We start from the raw sequence: 18619 nt of genomic DNA, 5'->3' as shown, positions 1-18619 counted from the left end.
GGTGCGACGACCACGCTCGCGCCGTCCGCGGCGAGGGCGGCCACCTCGGCGGCCACATTGCCGCGCAGCAGCGAGTCGATCTTCTTCAGTACGAGGGTGTCGCCCGGGGGCGGCAGGGCCAGCGCGGCGCGGACCGCCTCGGCCGCCGCGGCGGCCGGCAGATGGCGCGAGTCGAGGTCCAGTACGGTCGCCTCGCCCGGGTGGCGCGGGGCGGCCGAACCCCCAACGAGCACCACCCGACTGCGCGTTGTGCGCGATTCAAGCCCGGCGGCCGTCTCGGCCGCGCCGGACAGGTCGTCCGCGACGGCGAGCAGCCGCCTGCTGGGCGTCGGTTCCACCGGTACCTCCTCGAACGACCAGGGACAGCGAGGGACAGCGCAGAAGAACGGCGCGGAACCGCGGGGACGGCGCAAGGCGGCGGCACGCGCCGCCCCGACGGTCCCGATGATGACACACGCTGCGCGAAGTGTGCGAGGGGTATTGCGTGAAACGCGCATCCGTGCCACGGTGACGCCGCGACACTAAGACCGTCCGGCAGGAGAGGCCCGCGACGCCGCGGGTCCCACCGCCGGACGGTCTACGACCCGCCCGGCGGCGATCCGGGCGGATCGAGCGAGCCGGTCGCTCCCCTGAAATGCCGAGAGGTCGACGATGACCCGTATCTCATCCGGTCCGCACCCCAGCCGGCGGACCGTGCTGCGCCTGGGCGCGAGTGCCACAGCCGGCCTCGCCCTCGGCCCCCTGGCCGGGTGCGCGGGGCCCACCGGTGCCCCCGGCCCCGGCACCATCAGCCTGGGGCTGAACCGCTCCCTGGTCAGCCTCGACAACAAGCTCAACCAGTTCGACGCGGCGGTCACGGTACAGCGCGCCGTCCGCCAGGGCCTCACCCGGATCGGCAAGGGCCTGAACACCGAGCTGGTGCTCGCCGACCGCTTCGAGATGACCGAGCCCACCCGCTGGACGGTCCGGCTGCGCGCCGGAGTGCGGTACTCCGACGGCACCCCGGTCACGGTCAAGGACGTGGCCACCGCCCTGAAGATGTACGCGGGCGTCAACGGGTCCTTTCTGATCGGCCTGTTCCCCGAGCTGCCCACCGTCGAGCCGGTGAACGAGCGCACCTTTTATCTGCGCACCGAGCACCCGGTGCCGATCCTCGACCAGCTGATGGCCAACATCCTGATCAGCCCGGCCGCCAAGAACCGCCCCGAGGAGCTGACCGGCGGGGTGGGCTCGGGCCCGTACGTCGTCACCTCGGCGAACTCCGGCACCGGCGAATACTCCCTGGCCGCCAACCGCAACTACTGGGGACGGCGCCCTGCCACCGAGAAGGTGCGGGTGCGCTTCGTCCCCGAGGAGTCCAGCCGTGTCGTCGCGGTGCGCAGCGGTGAGCTCGACGTGATCGACACCATCACCCCCGACTCCGCGGAGCAGCTGCGCGGTCTGCCCGGCGTACGGCTCGACCGCACCTCGGGCACCCGGGTCAACCAGCTGTTCTTCAACTTCCGCAAACCCCGGGGACATCCGCTGGCCGACCCCCGGGTGCGCGAGGCGCTCAGCTACGCCATCGACGGCGAGGCCCTGGTGCGCGATGTGCTCACCGGCTCCGCCCAGCAGGCCGAGGGCGTGGTCCCGCTGGCCCTCAGGGGCGCGGTGCGCACCGGGTCCTATGTCTACGACCCCGGCAAAGCCCGTAAACGGCTGGCCGCGCTCGGCGCCGGCGACCTCAAGGTGAAGATCATCTGGGAGTCGGGCGAGTTCCCCGGGGACACCTCGGTGATGGAGGCCGTGCTGGAGATGCTGCGCGCCGCCGGCGTCCGCGCATCCCTCCAGCAGTTCCAGCCCGGCGGCGACATCCTGCAGTGGCGGCAGGGCCGCCGCGGCGACTGGGACGTCCTCGGCAACGGCTACTCCGTCCCCACCGGCTACGCCAGCACCAGCCTCCAGGGCATGTACGGAGGCACCCCGGCGAAGGAGAAGACCCGGGACACCTACCAGGGCTATGTCTTCCCCGAGATCGCGGCCCGGATCGCCGACGCCTCCTCCGAGAGCGAGGAGAAGACCCGGAACAAGAAGCTCGCCGACGTCCAGAAGGCGATCTGGGACACCCGACCCTGCCTGTGGGCCTTCATCCCCAATGTGGTGCTGGCCCGCCGCACCCGTGTACACGACGTGCGGCTTCTGCAGGTCAACTCATACGACGTCGCCGCCGTGCGCCTGGAGGGCTGAGCCGTGATCCGCTATCTGCTCCGCCGCCTCGGCCAGAGCGTCCTGACCATCTTCCTCACCCTCTCCACCGTCTTCGTGCTGGTGCGCATGGCCCCCGGCGACCCCGCCACGGCTCTGGCCGGACCCAACCCGACCAGCGAGGACCTGGCGCGGATCCGCGAACAGTTCGGCCTCGACGACAGCCTGCTCACGCAGTACTGGGTCTTCCTGCGCGATCTGTTCACCGGCGACCTGGGGACCAGCTACTCCTTCCACGCCCCCGCCTTCGACGTGGTGCTCGACCGCGTCCCGTACACCATCACCCTCTCCGTCGCCGCGATCGCGCTCACCACGCTCGTCGCCGTACCGCTCGGCGTATGGATGGCCCGCCGCGCCGACACCAAGCGCGAACTGGGCGCCAACGTCCTCACCATCGCCGGACAGTCCATGCCGGACTTCTGGATCGGCGTGATGCTGCTGACCGTCTTCGCCGTGCTGGTGCCGGTGCTCCCCGCCTCCGGGTTCACCACCTGGGGCGGTCTTGTCCTGCCGACCGTCACCGTGGCGATCCTGCAGATGGCGCTGATCTCCCGGCTGGTCCGCCGCGAGATGGTCGCGGCCCTCTCCTCCTCATACATCACCGTCGCCCGCTCCCGCGGTGTCTCGGAGCGCGCGCTGACCTGGCGTTACGCCCTGGGCAACTCCGCCATCCCGGTGCTGACCGCGCTCGGCACCCGGTTCGCCGCGATGCTCAACGGCGTCGTGGTGGTCGAGGTGGTCTTCGGCTGGCCCGGTGTCGGCTCCCTGGTCGTCCGCGCCCTGGAGACCCGCGACTACCCGCTCATCCAGGCCACCGTCCTGGTCACCGCCGCCCTGGCGGTCTTCGTCCAACTCCTCATCGACCTGGCCTACCCGCTGCTCGACCCGCGGGTACGCCTGGGAAAGGCGGCCTGAGAGATGAAAGGCGCCCTCGAACCCCCGGCCCCGGCCGAGACGGCCCACCCGCCCCGCCCGAGCGCGGTCACCGCGAAGGACCTGGGGCGCGCCACCGCCACCCGGCGCAGCCGCAGCGCGAGCCTGAAACTGTGGGTCGGCGCCGTGTGCACCCTGCTGGTGGTGGTCCCCGTGGCCCTCGCCCAGCTGCTGCCGCTGGCCGGAGCCGACGACCAGGACCTCTCCGCGCGCCGGCTGCCGCCGCTGACCGACGGCCACCTCTTCGGCACCGACCAGCTCGGCCGCGACCTGCTCTCCCGGGTGCTGCACGGCGGCCAGGTGTCGCTGACCGTCGGCGTACTGGCGGTCGTCGTCTCCGGCCTCATCGGCATCGTCGCCGGCGCCGCGGCCGGATACTTCGGCCGCTGGGTCGACACGGTCGTCTCCCGGCTGCTCGAAGCCCAGATGTCGCTGCCGCTGCTGATGATGCTGCTGCTGGTCGTCGCCCTCTTCGGCCCCTCCGTCACCGTCATCACGTGCGTGATCGCCGTCGCCCAGTGGCCCGAAGTCGCCCGGCTCACCCGGTCGCTGGTCCTGGTCGAGCGGGAGAAGCCGTACGTGGCCGCCGCCCGGGTACTCGGACTGCGCCAGGTCGCCATCCTGGCCCGCCACATCATCCCCAACATCGTCCGCCAGGCGTCCCTGGTCGTCCTCCTGCTGCTCGCCCAGGCGGTGCTGCTGGAGAGCGCGCTGAGCTACCTCGGCGCCGGACCCCAGCGGCCGTTCGCCACCTGGGGGCGGATCATCTCCGACGGCCAGGACTACATCACCACCTCCTGGTGGCTGGTGACCCTGCCGGGCCTGGTCATCGTGCTCCTGGTGGTCGGGGTCAACCTGCTGGGCGACGGTCTGCGCGACCGTACCCGCCGACGCGCCACGGAGGCCTCCTCATGAGCGAGACCAGCGAGACGGCCCCCCTGCTTGAGGTCGAGGACCTGCAGATCGAGCTGATCACCGACCGCGGCGTGGTCCGCGCCGTCGACGGCGTCGGCTTCACCATCGCCCCGGGCGAGACGGTCACGCTCATCGGCGAGTCCGGCTCCGGCAAGTCCACCACCGCCATGGGCCTGCTGCGGCTGCTGCCCGACGGTCTTGCCGTACTGTCCGGCACCGCCCGTGTGCTGGGCTGCGACATCATCGCCGACCCCAAGGCCATCAGGCGGATCCGCGGCCGCGGCGTCTCCCTCATCCCGCAGGACCCGATGACCGCGCTCAGCCCCGTGCACACCATCGGGCACCAGCTGGGCGAGGCGCTGCGGCTGCGCCACCCCGAACTGTCCAAGGCCGAGGCGCGCACCCGCGGCATCGAACTCCTCGGCCGGGTGCGCATTCCGCACCCCGAGACCCGCTGGGGCGCCTATCCGCACCAGTTCTCGGGCGGCATGCTGCAGCGTGTCCTCATCGCCATTGCCCTGGCCGCCGAGCCGAAGCTGCTGGTCGCCGACGAACCGACCTCGGCCCTGGACGTCACCGTCCAGGCCGGCGTCCTGGACCTGCTCATGGAGTTGCAGGAGCGCACCGGCATCGGCATCCTGATGATCACCCACGACCTGGGCGTGGCCCGGCTGGTGTCCGACCGTATCCACGTCATGCGCGACGGCCGGTTCGTGGAGTCCGGCCCCGTCGAGCGGATCGTCGACCACCCCGCCGAGCCGTACACCCGCGGCCTGCTCGCCGCCGTCCCCACCCTGGGCCCCTGGGACGAGAACACCTCCCAGGCCCCCGCCGCCGCACACCGGGAGGCGCTGTGACCACACCACCCCTGCTGGCCGTCGAGGACCTTGTCGTCGAATACCCCGTCCACGGGGGGAAGTTCCGCGCCGTGGACGGCGTCGGCTTCACCGTCGAACGCGGCGGATCGCTCGCCATCGTCGGCGAATCCGGCTGCGGCAAGTCCACCATCGCCCGCTCCCTCGTCCGGCTGCTGCGCCCCACCGAGGGCCGCATCCTGCTCGACGGCACCGATATCGCCACCCTCCCGGAGCGGCGGCTGCGCCCGCTGCGCCGCCGGGTGCAGATGGTCTTCCAGGACCCGTACGGTTCCCTGGACCCCCATCTGACGGCCGAGGAGACCGTGGCCGAGCCGCTGCGGCTGGCCGGAGTCACCTCCAAGGCCGAGCGCGCTCGCCGGGCCGCGGAGCTGATCGACCAGGTCGGGCTGCCCTCCAGCGCCCTCCACCGGCGACCCGGCGAGTTCTCCGGAGGGCAGCGGCAGCGCATCGGCATCGCCCGCGCCCTGGCCAGCGACCCCGAACTGCTGGTCTGCGACGAGGCCACCTCCGCGCTCGACGTCTCCGTCCAGGCGCAGGTGCTCAGGCTGCTGCGCGATCTGCAGGCCGAGCGGCAGCTCGCCTACATCGTCATCTCCCACAACCTCGGGGTGGTCCGCGAGATCAGCTCCGAGGTCATGGTGATGCGGAGCGGACGGGTCGTCGAGTCCGGCCCCACGGAGACGGTGCTCGCCGGGCCCGCCGAGCCGTACACCAGGGCGCTGCGCCGCGCCGCCCTCGACCCGACGACGATGCGGGGGCGTAAACCGCGCGCCCTGGTCTCCGCGATCGTCACCGCGGCGGAGGCCGCCACCGCGTCGGAAACCGCCACATCGCCGGATCCCGCCACTCCGTCCTGACCCACTGTCCCGCTACATCCGTTACGCCCGTCGCACCCCGGCGCGCCAGGTCAGGCGCGCCGGGGCGCAGGCCGAAGGAGCCACCCCCTGATGACCCACCCCGACACCCCCTCCCGGACCTCGCCCGGCGCGGTCGAGCTGCCCGGCGTACCGGTGCCGCTCTCGCGCCTGGTGCTGGGCACCATGACCTTCGGCGACACGGTCGACCGGGCCGGTGCCGCCGCGATGCTGGACGCGGCGCTCGACGCCGGGGTGACCGGTGTGGACACCGCCAACGCGTATGCCGGGGGGGCCACCGAGACGATCCTGGCCGAGCTGCTGCCCGGCCGCCGGGACCGGATCGTGCTGGCCACCAAGGCCGGAATGCCGCACCCCGACCACGGCGACCACTCCCCGCTGTCCGCGCGCGGGCTGCGGGCGGCCCTCGAAGGCAGCCTCCGGCGCCTGAACACCGACCACGTCGACCTCTTCTATCTGCACCAGCCCGACCGGTCGGCCCCGCTCGAGGAAACCCTGAGCACCGTCGCCGAGTTCGTCGCCGAGGGCAAGGTCCTGGCGCTGGGCGTGTCCAACTACGCGGCCTGGCAGATCGCGGAGGTCGGCCACACCGCGGAGCGGGTGGGCGCGCCGCGGCCGGTGGTCGCCCAGCAGCTGTACAACCTGCTGGCCCGGCGGGTGGAGGAGGAGTACCTGGAGTACGCGGCCACCAGCGGGGTGCGCACCATGGTCTACAACCCGCTCGGCGGCGGGCTGCTGACGGGGCGCCATGTCTTCGAGGAGACGCCCGAGTCGGGGCGGTTCGGCGACTCCCGGCTGGCCGAGATGTACCGGCAGCGGTACTGGGATCCCCGGCTCTTCGAGGCCGTCCAGGTCCTGGCCCGGATCGCCGAGGGCGCGGACCTCGGGCTCGTCGAGCTGTCGCTGCGGTGGCTGCTCGACCGGGACGGGGTGGACGCGCTGCTGCTCGGCGGCTCGCGCGTCGAGCATCTGCGGGCCAATGTGGCGGCGGCCGAGGCGGGTCCGCTGCCGGCCGACGTGGTCGCGGCCTGCGACGAGGTCGGGGCCCGACTGCGGGGGCCGATGCCGGCTTATAACCGCTGACTTCCCTCCCCAGCACCACTGTCACCTGACACCCACCCCGCACCATCGAAGGAGCCCGCGGCATGACCGCCGACCACGACACCACCCCAGCGCAGGCCGCCGAGGAGCTGCGGACCGACGGGCGGGTGCGCGAGCGCCCGGACGACCCGGCGCGCGTCGAGGCGTTCCTGCCGGCCCCCGCCGTGCAGAACCACGCCGCCAACCTGGCCGTCCTGCCCGGGGGCGACCTCGGGTGCGTGTGGTTCGGAGGTACGCAGGAGGGCGTCGCCGACATCTGCGTATGGTTCTCCCGGCTCGCCCCGGGCGCGGACACCTGGACCGACCCGGTGCGGCTCTCCGACGACCTGACACGCTCCGAGCAGAACCCCGTGCTCTTCTCCGCGCCCACCGGCGAGCTGTGGCTGCTGCACACCGCCCAGCAGGCGGGCAACCAGGACACCGCCGAGGTACGGCTGCGCACATCGGCTGACGGGGGCGCCACCTGGGGGCCGACGCGCACGCTGTTCCCGGCCACCGCGACGGGCGGTGTCTTCGTACGTCAGCCCCCGGTCGTCCTGGACGGCGGCCGGTGGCTGCTGCCGGTGTTCCACTGCGTGGCCACCCCGGGCGTCCCGTGGGTGGGGGACCACGACACCAGCGCGGTGATGATCAGCGACGACCAGGGGCGGACCTGGCGGGAGCGGCCGGTGCCCGGGTCCACCGGATGTGTGCACATGAACATCCACCCGCTGCCCGACGGCACTCTGCTCGCCCTCTTCCGCAGCCGGTGGGCGGACGCCATCTACCGTTCGCACTCCCGCGACGGCGGCGAGACCTGGAGCGAGCCGGTGGCGACGGAGCTGCCCAACAACAACTCCTCCGTCCAGTACGTCCCGCTCGCCGACGGACGGCTCGCGCTGGTCTACAACCACAGCAGCGCCGCGGACGCCACCGCGCGCCGGGTCTCGCTCTACGACGAGATCGACGACGACGGCCAGGCGGGCGAGTCCCCGGCCGCCACCGCCACCGCCACCGCCGCCACCGCCGCGCCCGAGCCGGCCGAGGGCGGCAAGACCGCCTTCTGGGGCGCCCCGCGGGCCCCGATGACGCTCGCCCTGTCGTCCGACGGCGGCCACACCTGGCCGCACCGCAGGGACCTCGACACCGGTGACGGACACTGTCTGACCAACAACTCGCGGGACCGCCTCAACCGCGAGCTGTCCTATCCCTCCGTGACCCAGACACCGGACGGCGCGGTGCACATCGCGTACACCTACCACCGCCGGGCCATCAAGTACGTACGGGTGGCGCCGGATTGGGCGGCCGATGTCTGAGCCACGCCACGCGGTGGTCACCGGTGCCAGCTCCGGAATCGGCGCCGCCATCGCGACCCGGTTGCTGGACGAGGGGTGGCGGATCACCGGGATCAGCCGTACGGAGCCGGCGTCCGCCGAGCGGATGCGCTGGCTGCCGGTCGATCTGGGGCGTCCGGAGGCGGTGCGGGACGCGCTCGCCCCGGTGGCCGGGGTGGACGCGATCGTGCACGCGGCGGGTGTTCAGCGCTCCGCCCGGCTCGGTGGTCTTTCGGCGGCCGACGGCGAGCTGATGTGGCGGGTCCATGTGCAGGCGGCCGAGGTCCTGGTCGACGCCTTGGCGGACCGGATCGCGGACGGGGGACGGGTGGTCCTCGTGGGCAGCCGCACCATGACCGGTGTGCCGGGCAAGAGCCAGTACGCGGCCACCAAGGCGGCGCTTGCGGCCATGGCCCGGTCCTGGGCGGCGGAGTTGGCGCCGCGCGCGATCACCGTGAACGTGGTGGCCCCCGGCCCCACGGACACCCCGATGCTGCGGGACCCCGGCCGCAGCGCGACCCCTCCGGTCGTGCCGCCGCTGGGCAGGCTCGTACGGCCCGAGGAGGTGGCCGGGCTGACGTCGTTTCTGCTCGGCCCGGAGGGCGGCTCGACCACCGGTCAGACGCTGGTGATGTGCGGGGGCGCTTCGCTGTAACCCCCCGGGGGGCTTCACCCGCACCCGGCGTTAGTCATGACCCTGTCACGAGACCTCCTCTTGCCGTTCACCTTTGGGAGATCGGCTCTCTGACACGCTTTCGGCGATCGAACGTGAATCGGGGAGAGGACCGCCTGTGCACATCACCCGTGTGACCCGCTGGAAATCCCTGGCCCTGCTGGTCTGCGCGGTGGCCGTGACCGCCACCGTGCAGACTCCCGCCACCGCCGGCACCACCTTCGCCGACTCGACGCGGGCAGCCGGCTATGACGACACGTACTACAAGGACGCGATCGGCAAGACGGGGCAACCCCTCAAAGACGCCCTGCACAAGATCATCAGCACCAACAGCAAACTGACCTACAGCCAGGTGTGGGACGCCCTCAAGAACACCGACGAGGACCCCCGTAACTCCGCCAACGTCATCCTGCTCTACTCCGGCCGCTCGCAGAGCAAGAGTTCCAACGGCGGCAACGCCAACGACTGGAACCGGGAACACGTCTGGGCCAAGTCACACGGTGACTTCGGCACCGCGACCGGTCCGGGCACCGATCTGCACCATCTGCGCCCCGAGGACGTGTCGGTCAACAGCACCCGCGGCAACAAGGACTTCGACGAGGGCGGCTCCGCGGTGTCCGAGGCGCCCGGCAGCTACACCGACTCCGACTCCTTCGAGCCCCGCGACGCCGTCAAGGGCGATGTGGCCCGCATGATCTTCTACATGGCGGTGCGCTACGAGGGCGGCGACGGCTTCGCCGACCTCGAGGTCAACGACAAGGCGGGCAACGGCAGTCAGCCGTATCTGGGGCGGCTGTCCGTGCTGCGCAAGTGGAGCGCCGAGGACCCGCCGGACGCCTTTGAGCAGCGGCGCAACCAGGTGATATACGACGACTACCAGCACAACCGCAACCCGTTCGTCGACCACCCCGAGTGGGTCGACGAGATCTGGTAGCCGCGCGCTCTCGGACCCGCCCTCAAGCCTGTCGGCAGCCCCGTTCTCAGCCCCGCCGGGCCATCGGGAACAGCTCCGTGGCGATGGGGCGGGTCTGAAGCGAGGGCAGCAGCAGCGCCCATAGATCGGCCAGATGGTCCTCGATGGACCGGCGCCGGTCCAGGGCCTCGGAGACGGTGTGCACGCCGAAGAAGGCGCAGACGACGGTCCGGGCGGCGCGCTCGGGGTCGATATGCGGGACGAGGTCGCCCTCGACGTGCGCCCGCTCCAGCATCTCGGTCACGGCGTCGATCCAGCCGACGAACGGCGGCGGGAGCGGCGCCGCGATCAGGGTGCGCTCCGTCCACAGCCGCGCCCCCGCCCGTACGACGATGTCGTCGCGGAAGGCGCGGGCCACCGCGAAGCTCAGCCGCACCAGCCGCTCCAGGGCCGGGGTGCCGGTGCCGGAGGCGGTGTTGGCGTACTGCTCGATCAGCGGTGGCCAGGTGGCGAAGTGTCCCTCGACGACGGCGAGCGCGAGCTTTTCCTTGCTCGCGTAGTGGAAGTAGATGGCGCCGCTGGTGTGGCCGGACCGGGCGGCGATATCGCTGATGCTGGTGCCGGCGTAGCCCCGTTCGTCGAAGAGGGAAGCCGCCGCTTCCAGGAGGGTTCGGCGTGTCTGCTCGGCCCGCTCTTGCACGTGGTGTCCGTCCTCGTTCCGTCGCGTGCGGTGCGTTGTCGGGGTGAACTTAGCGGACTTGTCGCATGTCATGGAGGTGAAGACCCACAGGTCCACCATTACTAGTATTTTATGGCGATCCTTGGTGAGGCGTGTGGCGTCCCGGAGCCGTGGGAGCTCGTGGCGCGGCGGCTGAGCTGGTCCCGCACCGTGGCGCGCGAGGCGGTGCACCGCGCCTCGGTGGCCGAAGTGCTGCTCACCGACGTCCGCGCGCTGGGCGGCGACCGGTTCGTGGCCGCGGTGCAGTGGCCACGCTCCCATCCCACGTTTCCGCATGGCCCGGACGGCCGCCACCACCCCCTGATGGTCGCCGAAACCCTGCGCCAGCTGGGCATCTATCTGCCGTCCCGCCACTTCGCCACCCCCGCGGGGGCGCACTTCGTGATCCGGGACCTGTCCTTCTCGCTCGATCCGGCCGCCGAGCCGTGGGCCGAACACGGGGCCACGGATGTGGTCTGCCGCGCCGCGGTGACCGATGTGCGCACCACGCCCTGCGGGCGGTTCGTCACCGGGCTGCGGATCGACGTCGGGCTTCTCGTGGACGGGATGCCCTTCGCGCGGGCCGGTGGCACCGCGCGCTTCCTGGACCCACCGGCGTATGAGACGGCCCGTCGGGCGGCGTCGGAGGCGACCGCGCCGCCGCGGGTCGGTGTTCTCGCCCGGCCCTCGCCGCGGTCGGTGGCGGTGCCGGCGGCGCGCGACGTTCTGGTGGTGCGGGAGGCGGGCATTCTGCGCCTGGACCCGGCGGACCTGCGCCACCCCTTCTTCTTCGACCACTGGAGCGACCATGTGCCGGGCCTGGTGCTGCTGGAAGCCGCCCGCCAGGCCGCGGCGTTGGCGACGGAGGGTGTTCACACCCGCCCCGTCGGCTGCCGGCTCCGCGCCCTGCGGTTCACCGAATTCGCCCCGCCCGCCCGGGTGGAGTGCGTCCCGCACGGCAGGACCTGTGTCTTCCGGCTGAGGCAGGCGGGGGAGTGGACCGTGGTCGGCGTACTTCAGTACCCCTGAGTACCCCTGAGCGACGAACAACAGGCTGACGAGCAAAGCGTCGGCGAGCACAAGCGCGACGAACAAAACGCCGACACATGGTAATTTCTTGCTTACTGCGGGTCATCAAACTACCGTAGTGATCGTTATCTTTCGGGCAGGCGACTCTCCGCCTGTACGGCTTCCCGCGTCGCGCACGCGATCAAGCGCTCGCGCGTCGGCGGCAGCGGTTGGCGCATCCGCGCCTGAGCCGCCAGGAACCCCACGCCTGAGCCGCCAGGAACCCCACTGCGCTGCTCTTCAGCAGGTACAGGCACGCCCTGCGCCGATCGTCCACCCCCATGGAACGGCAGGCAGATGACAGCCAACACGCTTCTCGCTTGGACCCCCGCCGCCATCGTCTTCGACTGCGACGGCACCCTCATGGACTCCGAACGCCACTGGGAAAAGGCGCGCGAGGTGGTGCTCGGCCACCACGGCTGCGCCCCCGACCCGGAGTTCGCGCAGGCCACCAAGGGTCTCCACTACACCGAGTGCGGCCGCATGCTGGCCGAGTACGCGGGCGCCCCCGCGCTCGCCGAGCAGATGACCGAACAACTCCTCGCGAGTTTCCGCCAGCTGGTGGCCGACGACCCGGTCACCATGCCGGGCGCCACCGAACTCGTCCGCAAGACCGCCGCGTTCGCCCCGCTGGCCGTCGCCAGCAACTGCCCGCGCGATGTGGTCGAGGCCGGGCTGTCCCGCGCGGGGCTGCTGCGGTACTTCGGCCATGTGCTGGTCCCGGAGGGGGAGGTGCGCCCCAAGCCGTATCCGGACGTCTATCTGGAGGCCGCCCGGCTGTGCGGTGCGGCCCCCGGCGACGCGCTGGCGGTCGAGGACTCCCACTGCGGCTTCGTGTCCGCGTCCCGGGCCGGGCTCAGGGTCCTCGCGGTGGGCCCGCGCAAATCACTGGACAACGCCGTCGGCGAAATCCCACCGGTGGATCTGTGGGTCGCGAGCCTCGCGGATCCCGACCTGGTCAAATGGGCGGACACCCGCAGACCCTGACCCCGGGTCAGTTGTGTTGCGCGTGGGTGGCGTGGCCCTTCCCGGGCTCCATGTCCATGCCGTCGTGCTCCGTGCCCTTGTCCTCTGAGCCCCCGTGTTCCATGCCCCCGTGGAACGTACCGGTCTCGATGGTGCCGCCGAGCTTGACGCGCAGCGGCTTCAGGGAGTCCTCCGACGGGGCCGTCACCGACCAGCGGTAGCCCACCAGGTAGGTGCCGCCGTAGTCCTTGGAAACCGACAGCCAATCGCGCTTGCCCTTGTCGGTGGCGAAGGTGACCACGGTGTACTGGGACTTACCGGCCTTGCACGCCGCCTGGCGCAGCTCCTCGGCGTCCGTGACGACGTTCGCCTTGCAGCCGATGGCATCGGCGATCTTCGTCAGCGACGCGGGCCCGGCGGAGTCCGCGCCGGATTTCGTGCCGGACTTCGCACCGGATTTCTCGGCTGACGGGGAGGTTTTCTTCTGTGCGTGGCCGGAGTGGCTCTGCCCCTCGCTCCCGGCGCAGCCGCTCACCAGCAGCACCGCGCAGAGCGCGGTGGCACGCAGTACGTGTGACACGTCAACCTCCCGGTGGTGGTCCGGCGGGGTGGCCCGGTGCCCTCATGGCCTCGGGCCACCCCGCTCGGTGGACCGCTTGCTTCGTACGGACCGCTTGTCTGTGTATCACTCCGAGGCGGCCACGCCGGCCTTCTTGGCCTTGTCGGTGACCGCGAACCACAGCCCCTGCTTGCCCTGTCCGTTGGTGTCGCCGGGCTTGGTGTCCCCGGTGAACGTGTACAGCAGCCAGCAGTCGAAGGCCAGCTGCTTGGACCCGTCGGGCCGGGTGAACGTGGTGAGCTTCTTGGGGTCGACCCCGGCGACCTTGCTGGTGTCGACCGGCTTGACGGGCTTCCAGGTCTCCAGGCAGGCGTTCAGGCAGCCGGTCTTCATCGGCCAGGCGCTGTCCTTGTCGAACCGGTAGACGGTCATGCCCTGGCCGTCCACGACGATCTTTCCGAGCTTGGCGTTGCTGGTGACCGCGAGCTGGAGGCTGTTGTCCTGGGCGGCCTTCTTCCCGGCCGGCTTGCCGTCGGGTGCCAGCGCGTTCCAGGTGCCGCCCACGCCGTGGCCCTTGGTGTCCCCGGCCTTGGTGTCCCCGGCGAAGCGGTACACCGGCCAGCCGCCCAGCGTGAGCTGCTTGGTGCCGTCGGCGCGGGTGACCGAGCCGAGTTCCTTCTCGGCGATCCCGGTGCTGACGGTGGCGTCGCTCGCGGGCACCGGGGGCCACTTGGTGGCGCAGGCGTCGTTGCAGCTGGACTTGGGGGAGGCGCCGGAGGTGTCCTCGTCGAACCGGTACAGGGTCCAGCCCTTGCTGTCGGTCACGACCGAGCCGAGCTTGGGCACGTCCCGTACGGACAGCTGCTTGGCCGGGCCGGTCAGCGCGTCCTTGCCGGAGGTGGCGTCGCCGCTGTCGCCCCCGGCCTCGTTCCCGGCGCCCGTGCCGGCGCCGGTGCCATAGCCCGACGCGCCCGATGTGGCGCCGACACCCACGGTCTGGGTGCCGCCGATGGGCTGGACGTTGGCGCTGCCCGCGGACTTGTTCTCACTGGCGCCGCACGCCGCCGTCATCAGGACCATCGCGACGGAGGCCCCCGCGAACGCGATCTGCCGCTTCTTCATGCCCACTCCTTCAAGCCTGCGTTCCGGCGGCTGTTTTGCGCCGACGTCACTTGCATACGGAGGGCGTCTCGGCGCGCGTTCATGGCCTTCGGAATTTGTCATCAGACGCAAAAGTTCGGCGTTCGTTGAGCCCAAACGAATCGACGGCCGTTCCATGACGGCCGTCGAGATGAGGAAGATGAGGGAGGGTGAGGGATGGGAGCCGGGCTACGCCTCCATGCGCAGCGCGAGCGCGGGGCAGCGCCGTACCGCGCGGACGGCCTGCCCGCGCAGCTGGCGCGGCACACCGTACTTGGCCCGGTTCGGGTAGCCGTCGATGCCGAGCTCGATCACCTCGGGGAGGATGTCCGCGCACAGCCCATGGCCCTGGCACAGCGTCCAGTCCACGAGCAACTGCTCCGACTCGTCCCGCTCGTCCCGCCGGGCGGCGGAGGGGCCCGGGGGCAGGGCCAGCGGCCCGGAGGGGGCGCCGTCGGTCAGCGGCAGCACCCCGAGCGTGGGACGGCCGCATCCGGGGCCCAGCGCGTGCTCCCGGAACTCGTCCGGAAACGCCTCCAGCGCGGTGGTCACAAAGCCGGCCGTGCCATCGGGGTGGCTGCAGGCGCCACGGCGCTTCACCGACTCGATGTACGCGCTGACGGTGTCCAACGCCGCCTGGCCACCGCCCCGTTCGACCTGGTCGATGGCGTCCGCGAGCGCGGGCAGCCCGATGAAGCAGGGCCCGCACTGGTTGGCGGTCTCGCCCGCCAGCCAGCGCGCCACCCGGGCGGTCTCACCGACCGGGCAGGTGTTCTCCGGGATCGGCAGCACCGCTCCGGCCCCGAGCCGCGCGTTGTACTTCTCCATGGACTCCCGGGAGATGTTCACCGACGCCAGGCTGTCGGGCAGCAGCCACTTGCCGTGGTAGCCGCCCACCAGGACCCCCTGGCCCGGGGTGAGGCCGCACAGCTCCAGGACGTAGCTGAGCGGCACCCCGAACGGGGTCTCCATGACGAACTTCCCGCCCACCGTCAGCAGGGTGGTGCCGGGCTCGGTGGGCAGCCCCACCGAGCGGAACGGCAGGGCGCCCATCCGGGCGGCCACCGCGAGCTGGGCGAATGTCTCGGTGTTGGACAGCAGGGTCGGCAGCCCGGCCAGGCCGCTGTCGCTGGTGCGGATCTTGCGGCCGTTGGGGATGGCCGGGGCGCCACTGATGCCGTTGATGACCGCGCCGCCCTCGCCGGCCACGAAGCGGTCGTCCGTCACGCTCACCTGCACCCGCGGCCCGCTCGGGCCGCGCTCGGCGATGGCGGCGCTCAGCGACTCCTCGACATCCGGCCGGTGGACCGCGATGGCCACATCGTCGGCACCCATCGCGGTGGCGGCCAGCACGGCCCCGTCGATGACCAGATGCGGGGTGTGCAGCAGCAGCGCGGTGTCCTTGAGGCAACTGGGTTCGCCCTCACTGCCGTTGACGACCACCGCGCAGCGGCCGTCCCGGCGGCCGGCCGACTCGATGACGGCCGTCACCTTCTTGGCGAACGGAAAACCCGCGCCACCTCGCCCGCGCAGGTCGATGTTCTCCGCGAGGGCCACCAGCTCGTCCGCGCGCAGCGCGGGCATCGAGCCGTGGACGGTCAGATGACCGACGCGGTCGAGCCGGTATGTCTCGTCCAACCCGGCCAGCAGCCGGGGCGGATCGATACAGGCCAGTCTGGGTTTGGTCGAGATCACGCGCCCCACCCGCGCGAGGCGCCGAGGGGTTCGCCGTCACGGGAGGAGGCCCCGCCGGCCGTCGGAGGCTTGCGCGGCCCGCCGCCCCGGGCACTGGGGATCACGGGGATCTGGCCGGTGACGATGGCATCGCGCTCGCTGCGCTCGGCCCGGCGGCTGGCGAGCCGGATCCACAGTGTGATGGCCACGGCGACCAGCGCGACGGCATAGGAGGCGGTCGCCCACTCCTTCGCCACGCGACCCGCCTTCAGGCCGTGGACCAGCGCGGCGCACCATGCGACGTAAGCCGACACATGCAGCGCCCGCCACCAGCGGTAGCGCCAGCGGGACTTGCCGGCGGAGGCGAAGGAGCTGCGTACCGCTCCCGTCACCGCCGCCATGATGAACAGGTATCCGGCCAAGGTGCCAAGTCCGATCAGCACAGGTTTATTTGCGTCAGCGAACGGTATCACGATGGCCGCGGCGGGCGTGTGACTCTCTGCCACCTTCACCCACACATGGAGCGCGAGAAAGAGCAGGCCGGCCACCGCGGCGGCGCGGTGGACGCCCTGGGCGAGCAGCCGGTGCCTCGAGTGGAGGATCAGCCGGTCGGTGGCCGCCAGGCCCCACAGCACGGCGCTGCTCAGCGAGACCAGTGCGAGGACACCGGCCCCGAAGTCCAGGAAGGCCCAAGTTTTCGTGAACGCACCGGCGTTGCCGGCCACGATCAGTGAGATTATGACCGCCGCGACAGCGGCGTACAGCGCGGAGTGGCGCGGCCAGCCGATGCCGGCCCGGACCGGGCGGGCGCGGCGGTCGGCTCGTCGCCCCCCGGGTCCTCCGGGTCCTTGTGGCATGGTTGATCCGCCGTGGCGAGCCCTGCGGCGCGGCCCCGGAATCGGGGGAGTCGGCGGCTGGGGCATGGGCATCGAAAGCCTCCCGATCGCGCCTGATCGCGCGAGTGACGAGTACGTCAAGTCGTCTTTGGGTACGGCAGCATCTCCGAACTACACGTGATCTCCATAAGATTTGTCGTAATGTGACAACTTCTTGTGGACGACCACTGCCCACACCGTCTTGGGCTGCTCCACTGTCATTTCGATGGCAAAGACCCGGCAAAGCGCCGGGACCGGCAGGGGAGGGGTTCCTCCAAGATTCATCGGAGGACCCTCGACTCCCTTTTCCGGAGTGGACGACCCGGCGACGGAGGCAACCTCCACGGGCCTGACCGACCCCCCAACGGCCAGGCCTCCCCCCGGCAAGAACGAGGTAATGATGGGCGAACTCGCGAACCGCATCTGGTCCCCCCGTCCCACCCGTGGCGAGCGGACCCGCGTCCTGCGCAATGAACTCCCGTCCCTGGCCGAAGAGGTGATTGAGACCCTTCGGCGCAGAATTCCGGGATTCGCCAACCTCTTGGAGGACACTGAGCGTGACAAGGTGCGATGGACGGTCGAACAGGCTCTGCTGACCGCACTCGGCTACCGGACCCCAGGCGACGAGGCCACCGAACATGTGGCGGCCGATGGCGCCCGGGGCCGTGGCCCCCTGACCGAGGTACCGCCCGAGCGGGCCAGGCGCGATCTCTTCGACGCCCTGGTCGGCGAGGTACCCGTATCCGAGCGTGGCCTGGCCGAGCTGTCCCGGGCCGCCCGCTGGCCGCTGCCTGAAACGATCCAGGCCATCGCACTGCCCACCCCGGGCGAAGCACCGCAACTGGCCGCGGTGTTCGGCGACACCCTGATCGGCGCCGTCGGCGACGAGCTCTGCCTGCTGATCCCTGACCCGGACACAGGCACTGACACCGGCACACCCGTCGGCACCGCCACCGCCACCGCTACCGCCACGGGCACCGGCCCGGACACTCCCCTGACCGAGGGAGCGACCGCCGAGCCGGACCCCGACCGGGACACCGGCACCGAGCCCGGCTCCGCGCGTGGCGCGCTGGAGGCCGCGCTGCGGGGCCGTACCGCCTCCGTCGGCCATGTCGTTCCGCTGAACGACGCGGTCTCCTCGGTGCGGTGGGCCCGCCGGCTGCTGACCATGACCCATGCGCGCAGCGGCCCCGAGGCCCGGATACTCTTCGTGGACGACCACCTCTCCACGCTGCTGCTGCTCCAGGACGAGTCGCTGGTACGGGCCTTGGCCTCCCGCTGGCTCAAGCCGCTGGCCGGGCTGACCCCCCGGCAGAGCGAGCGGCTGCAGATGACCCTGCTCGCCTGGCTCGAGGGCGGTGGCGCGCCCGAGGCGGCCAAAGCGCTCAAAGTGCACCCGCAGACCGTGCGTTACCGGCTGCGGCAGATCGAGAAGCTCTTCGGGCCGGGCCTGCGGGACCCGCGGATACGCTTCGAGCTGGAGATGGCGCTGCGCGGCCGACGCCTGATGGCGCAGATGGACCGGATCAGGCGCCACTACTCCCGGGCGGTCACCCGCAGGGGCCGCGGAGCGCCGACCGGCCTGCGGCCCGTGGGCGGCATCGCGAGGGAGGCGCGCGTCAACGGACTGTGAGCCAGGGGCCGTATGAGCCCGACCACATGGAGCTGCCGGCCGCGGATCGCGGCCCGCAGCGCCAAGGGGTGGGGGGTGGTGGGGGCGGGCCGCCCCCCCGGGAGATAGGAAGAACGGGGGGGGGTGTGAGAGTTTGGAGAA

18 protein-coding genes are annotated in these 18619 nt (G+C 71.6%); 12 read left to right on the top strand and 6 right to left on the bottom strand.

Annotation, left to right across the window (positions count from 1 at the left end; all coding sequences use genetic code 11):
- A partial coding sequence (locus tag ACWDSL_RS43045) for a four-carbon acid sugar kinase family protein (RefSeq protein ID WP_450493868.1) occupies positions 1-338 on the bottom strand: 338 nt, incomplete at its 3' end.
- Between the two features lie 313 nt (positions 339-651).
- Here ACWDSL_RS43045 and ACWDSL_RS43040 point away from each other — a divergent pair.
- The 9 genes from ACWDSL_RS43040 (at position 652) to ACWDSL_RS43000 (ending at position 9866) form a co-directional block, all read left to right on the top strand.
- Entirely contained in the window at positions 652-2226 is a 1575-nt protein-coding gene (locus ACWDSL_RS43040) for an ABC transporter substrate-binding protein (protein ID WP_450493866.1), read from the top strand.
- Positions 2227-2229: 3 nt separating this feature from the next.
- The gene (locus ACWDSL_RS43035; RefSeq protein WP_450493865.1) at positions 2230-3159 is read left to right on the top strand and encodes an ABC transporter permease; all 930 of its coding nucleotides are present in this window, start codon (positions 2230-2232) and stop codon (positions 3157-3159) included.
- 3 nt (positions 3160-3162) lie between these two features.
- On the top strand, positions 3163-4092 hold the full coding sequence (locus ACWDSL_RS43030) for an ABC transporter permease (protein WP_450493863.1): 930 nt from the start codon (positions 3163-3165) through the stop codon (positions 4090-4092).
- On the top strand, positions 4089-4949 hold the full coding sequence (locus ACWDSL_RS43025; RefSeq protein ID WP_450493861.1) for an ABC transporter ATP-binding protein: 861 nt from the start codon (positions 4089-4091) through the stop codon (positions 4947-4949). Before ACWDSL_RS43030 ends, ACWDSL_RS43025 begins: the two co-directional genes overlap by 4 nt.
- Complete coding sequence (locus ACWDSL_RS43020) at positions 4946-5827, top strand: ATP-binding cassette domain-containing protein (RefSeq protein WP_450493859.1); 882 nt, start codon at positions 4946-4948, stop codon at positions 5825-5827. The genes ACWDSL_RS43025 and ACWDSL_RS43020 overlap by 4 nt, the downstream gene beginning before the upstream one ends.
- A gap of 90 nt (positions 5828-5917) precedes the next feature.
- Complete coding sequence (locus ACWDSL_RS43015) at positions 5918-6928, top strand: aldo/keto reductase (RefSeq protein WP_450493857.1); 1011 nt, start codon at positions 5918-5920, stop codon at positions 6926-6928.
- 62 nt (positions 6929-6990) lie between these two features.
- Positions 6991-8241 (top strand): sialidase family protein, encoded by a 1251-nt coding sequence (locus ACWDSL_RS43010; RefSeq protein ID WP_450493855.1) that lies wholly within the window; start codon positions 6991-6993, stop codon positions 8239-8241.
- Positions 8234-8914, top strand: a complete 681-nt coding sequence (locus ACWDSL_RS43005) for an SDR family NAD(P)-dependent oxidoreductase (protein WP_450493854.1) — start codon at positions 8234-8236, stop codon at positions 8912-8914. Before ACWDSL_RS43010 ends, ACWDSL_RS43005 begins: the two co-directional genes overlap by 8 nt.
- Positions 8915-9050: 136 nt before the next feature.
- Entirely contained in the window at positions 9051-9866 is an 816-nt protein-coding gene (locus tag ACWDSL_RS43000) for an endonuclease I family protein (RefSeq protein ID WP_450493852.1), read from the top strand.
- Between the two features lie 46 nt (positions 9867-9912).
- Here ACWDSL_RS43000 and ACWDSL_RS42995 read toward each other — a convergent pair whose 3' ends face one another.
- Positions 9913-10545 (bottom strand): ScbR family autoregulator-binding transcription factor, encoded by a 633-nt coding sequence (locus tag ACWDSL_RS42995; protein ID WP_450493869.1) that lies wholly within the window; start codon positions 10543-10545, stop codon positions 9913-9915.
- 111 nt (positions 10546-10656) lie between these two features.
- Between ACWDSL_RS42995 and ACWDSL_RS42990 the strand changes: the two genes are divergently transcribed.
- Both ACWDSL_RS42990 and ACWDSL_RS42985 read left to right on the top strand, forming a co-directional pair.
- Positions 10657-11592 carry a ScbA/BarX family gamma-butyrolactone biosynthesis protein gene (locus ACWDSL_RS42990; protein WP_450493850.1) on the top strand — a complete coding sequence of 312 codons (936 nt, stop codon included), beginning with the start codon at positions 10657-10659 and terminating at the stop codon, positions 11590-11592.
- Between the two features lie 336 nt (positions 11593-11928).
- The gene (locus ACWDSL_RS42985; RefSeq protein ID WP_450493848.1) at positions 11929-12618 is read left to right on the top strand and encodes an HAD family hydrolase; all 690 of its coding nucleotides are present in this window, start codon (positions 11929-11931) and stop codon (positions 12616-12618) included.
- 7 nt (positions 12619-12625) lie between these two features.
- On the opposite strand, the gene ACWDSL_RS42980 is transcribed toward ACWDSL_RS42985, so the two are convergent.
- The 4 genes from ACWDSL_RS42980 to ACWDSL_RS42965 all read right to left on the bottom strand — a co-directional run bounded on the left by ACWDSL_RS42980 (position 12626) and on the right by ACWDSL_RS42965 (position 16827).
- Positions 12626-13177 (bottom strand): hypothetical protein, encoded by a 552-nt coding sequence (locus tag ACWDSL_RS42980; RefSeq protein ID WP_450493846.1) that lies wholly within the window; start codon positions 13175-13177, stop codon positions 12626-12628.
- 105 nt (positions 13178-13282) lie between these two features.
- A complete protein-coding gene (locus tag ACWDSL_RS42975; protein ID WP_450493844.1) occupies positions 13283-14278 on the bottom strand; it encodes an SCO0930 family lipoprotein in 996 nt (331 codons plus the stop codon).
- A gap of 207 nt (positions 14279-14485) precedes the next feature.
- Entirely contained in the window at positions 14486-16000 is a 1515-nt protein-coding gene (locus ACWDSL_RS42970; protein ID WP_450493842.1) for an NADH-ubiquinone oxidoreductase-F iron-sulfur binding region domain-containing protein, read from the bottom strand.
- A complete protein-coding gene (locus ACWDSL_RS42965) occupies positions 15988-16827 on the bottom strand; it encodes a hypothetical protein (protein ID WP_450493840.1) in 840 nt (279 codons plus the stop codon). Before ACWDSL_RS42965 ends, ACWDSL_RS42970 begins: the two co-directional genes overlap by 13 nt.
- Positions 16828-17242: 415 nt before the next feature.
- Here ACWDSL_RS42965 and ACWDSL_RS42960 point away from each other — a divergent pair, with 415 nt between their 5' ends.
- The gene (locus ACWDSL_RS42960; protein ID WP_450493838.1) at positions 17243-18478 is read left to right on the top strand and encodes a PucR family transcriptional regulator; all 1236 of its coding nucleotides are present in this window, start codon (positions 17243-17245) and stop codon (positions 18476-18478) included.
- The last annotated feature ends 141 nt before the right edge of the window (positions 18479-18619 follow it).

This window comes from Streptomyces sp. NPDC000941 (genome assembly GCF_053599555.1).
This window is presented reverse-complemented; position numbering and strand designations above follow the sequence as displayed.

What these genes read in the sequence shown, in the direction of transcription:
- ACWDSL_RS43040 (WP_450493866.1), top strand. Translation starts at nt 652, where the DNA reads ATGACCCGTATCTCATCCGGTCCGCACCCCAGCCGGCGGACCGTGCTG.
- ACWDSL_RS43030 (WP_450493863.1), top strand. Translation starts at nt 3,163, where the DNA reads ATGAAAGGCGCCCTCGAACCCCCGGCCCCGGCCGAGACGGCCCACCCG.
- ACWDSL_RS43025 (WP_450493861.1), top strand. Translation starts at nt 4,089, where the DNA reads ATGAGCGAGACCAGCGAGACGGCCCCCCTGCTTGAGGTCGAGGACCTG.
- ACWDSL_RS43015 (WP_450493857.1), top strand. Translation starts at nt 5,918, where the DNA reads ATGACCCACCCCGACACCCCCTCCCGGACCTCGCCCGGCGCGGTCGAG.
- ACWDSL_RS43010 (WP_450493855.1), top strand. Translation starts at nt 6,991, where the DNA reads ATGACCGCCGACCACGACACCACCCCAGCGCAGGCCGCCGAGGAGCTG.
- ACWDSL_RS43005 (WP_450493854.1), top strand. Translation starts at nt 8,234, where the DNA reads ATGTCTGAGCCACGCCACGCGGTGGTCACCGGTGCCAGCTCCGGAATC.
- ACWDSL_RS42990 (WP_450493850.1), top strand. Translation starts at nt 10,657, where the DNA reads ATGGCGATCCTTGGTGAGGCGTGTGGCGTCCCGGAGCCGTGGGAGCTC.
- ACWDSL_RS42985 (WP_450493848.1), top strand. Translation starts at nt 11,929, where the DNA reads ATGACAGCCAACACGCTTCTCGCTTGGACCCCCGCCGCCATCGTCTTC.
- ACWDSL_RS42975 (WP_450493844.1), bottom strand. Translation starts at nt 14,278, where the DNA reads ATGAAGAAGCGGCAGATCGCGTTCGCGGGGGCCTCCGTCGCGATGGTC.
- ACWDSL_RS42965 (WP_450493840.1), bottom strand. Translation starts at nt 16,827, where the DNA reads ATGCCACAAGGACCCGGAGGACCCGGGGGGCGACGAGCCGACCGCCGC.
- ACWDSL_RS42960 (WP_450493838.1), top strand. Translation starts at nt 17,243, where the DNA reads ATGATGGGCGAACTCGCGAACCGCATCTGGTCCCCCCGTCCCACCCGT.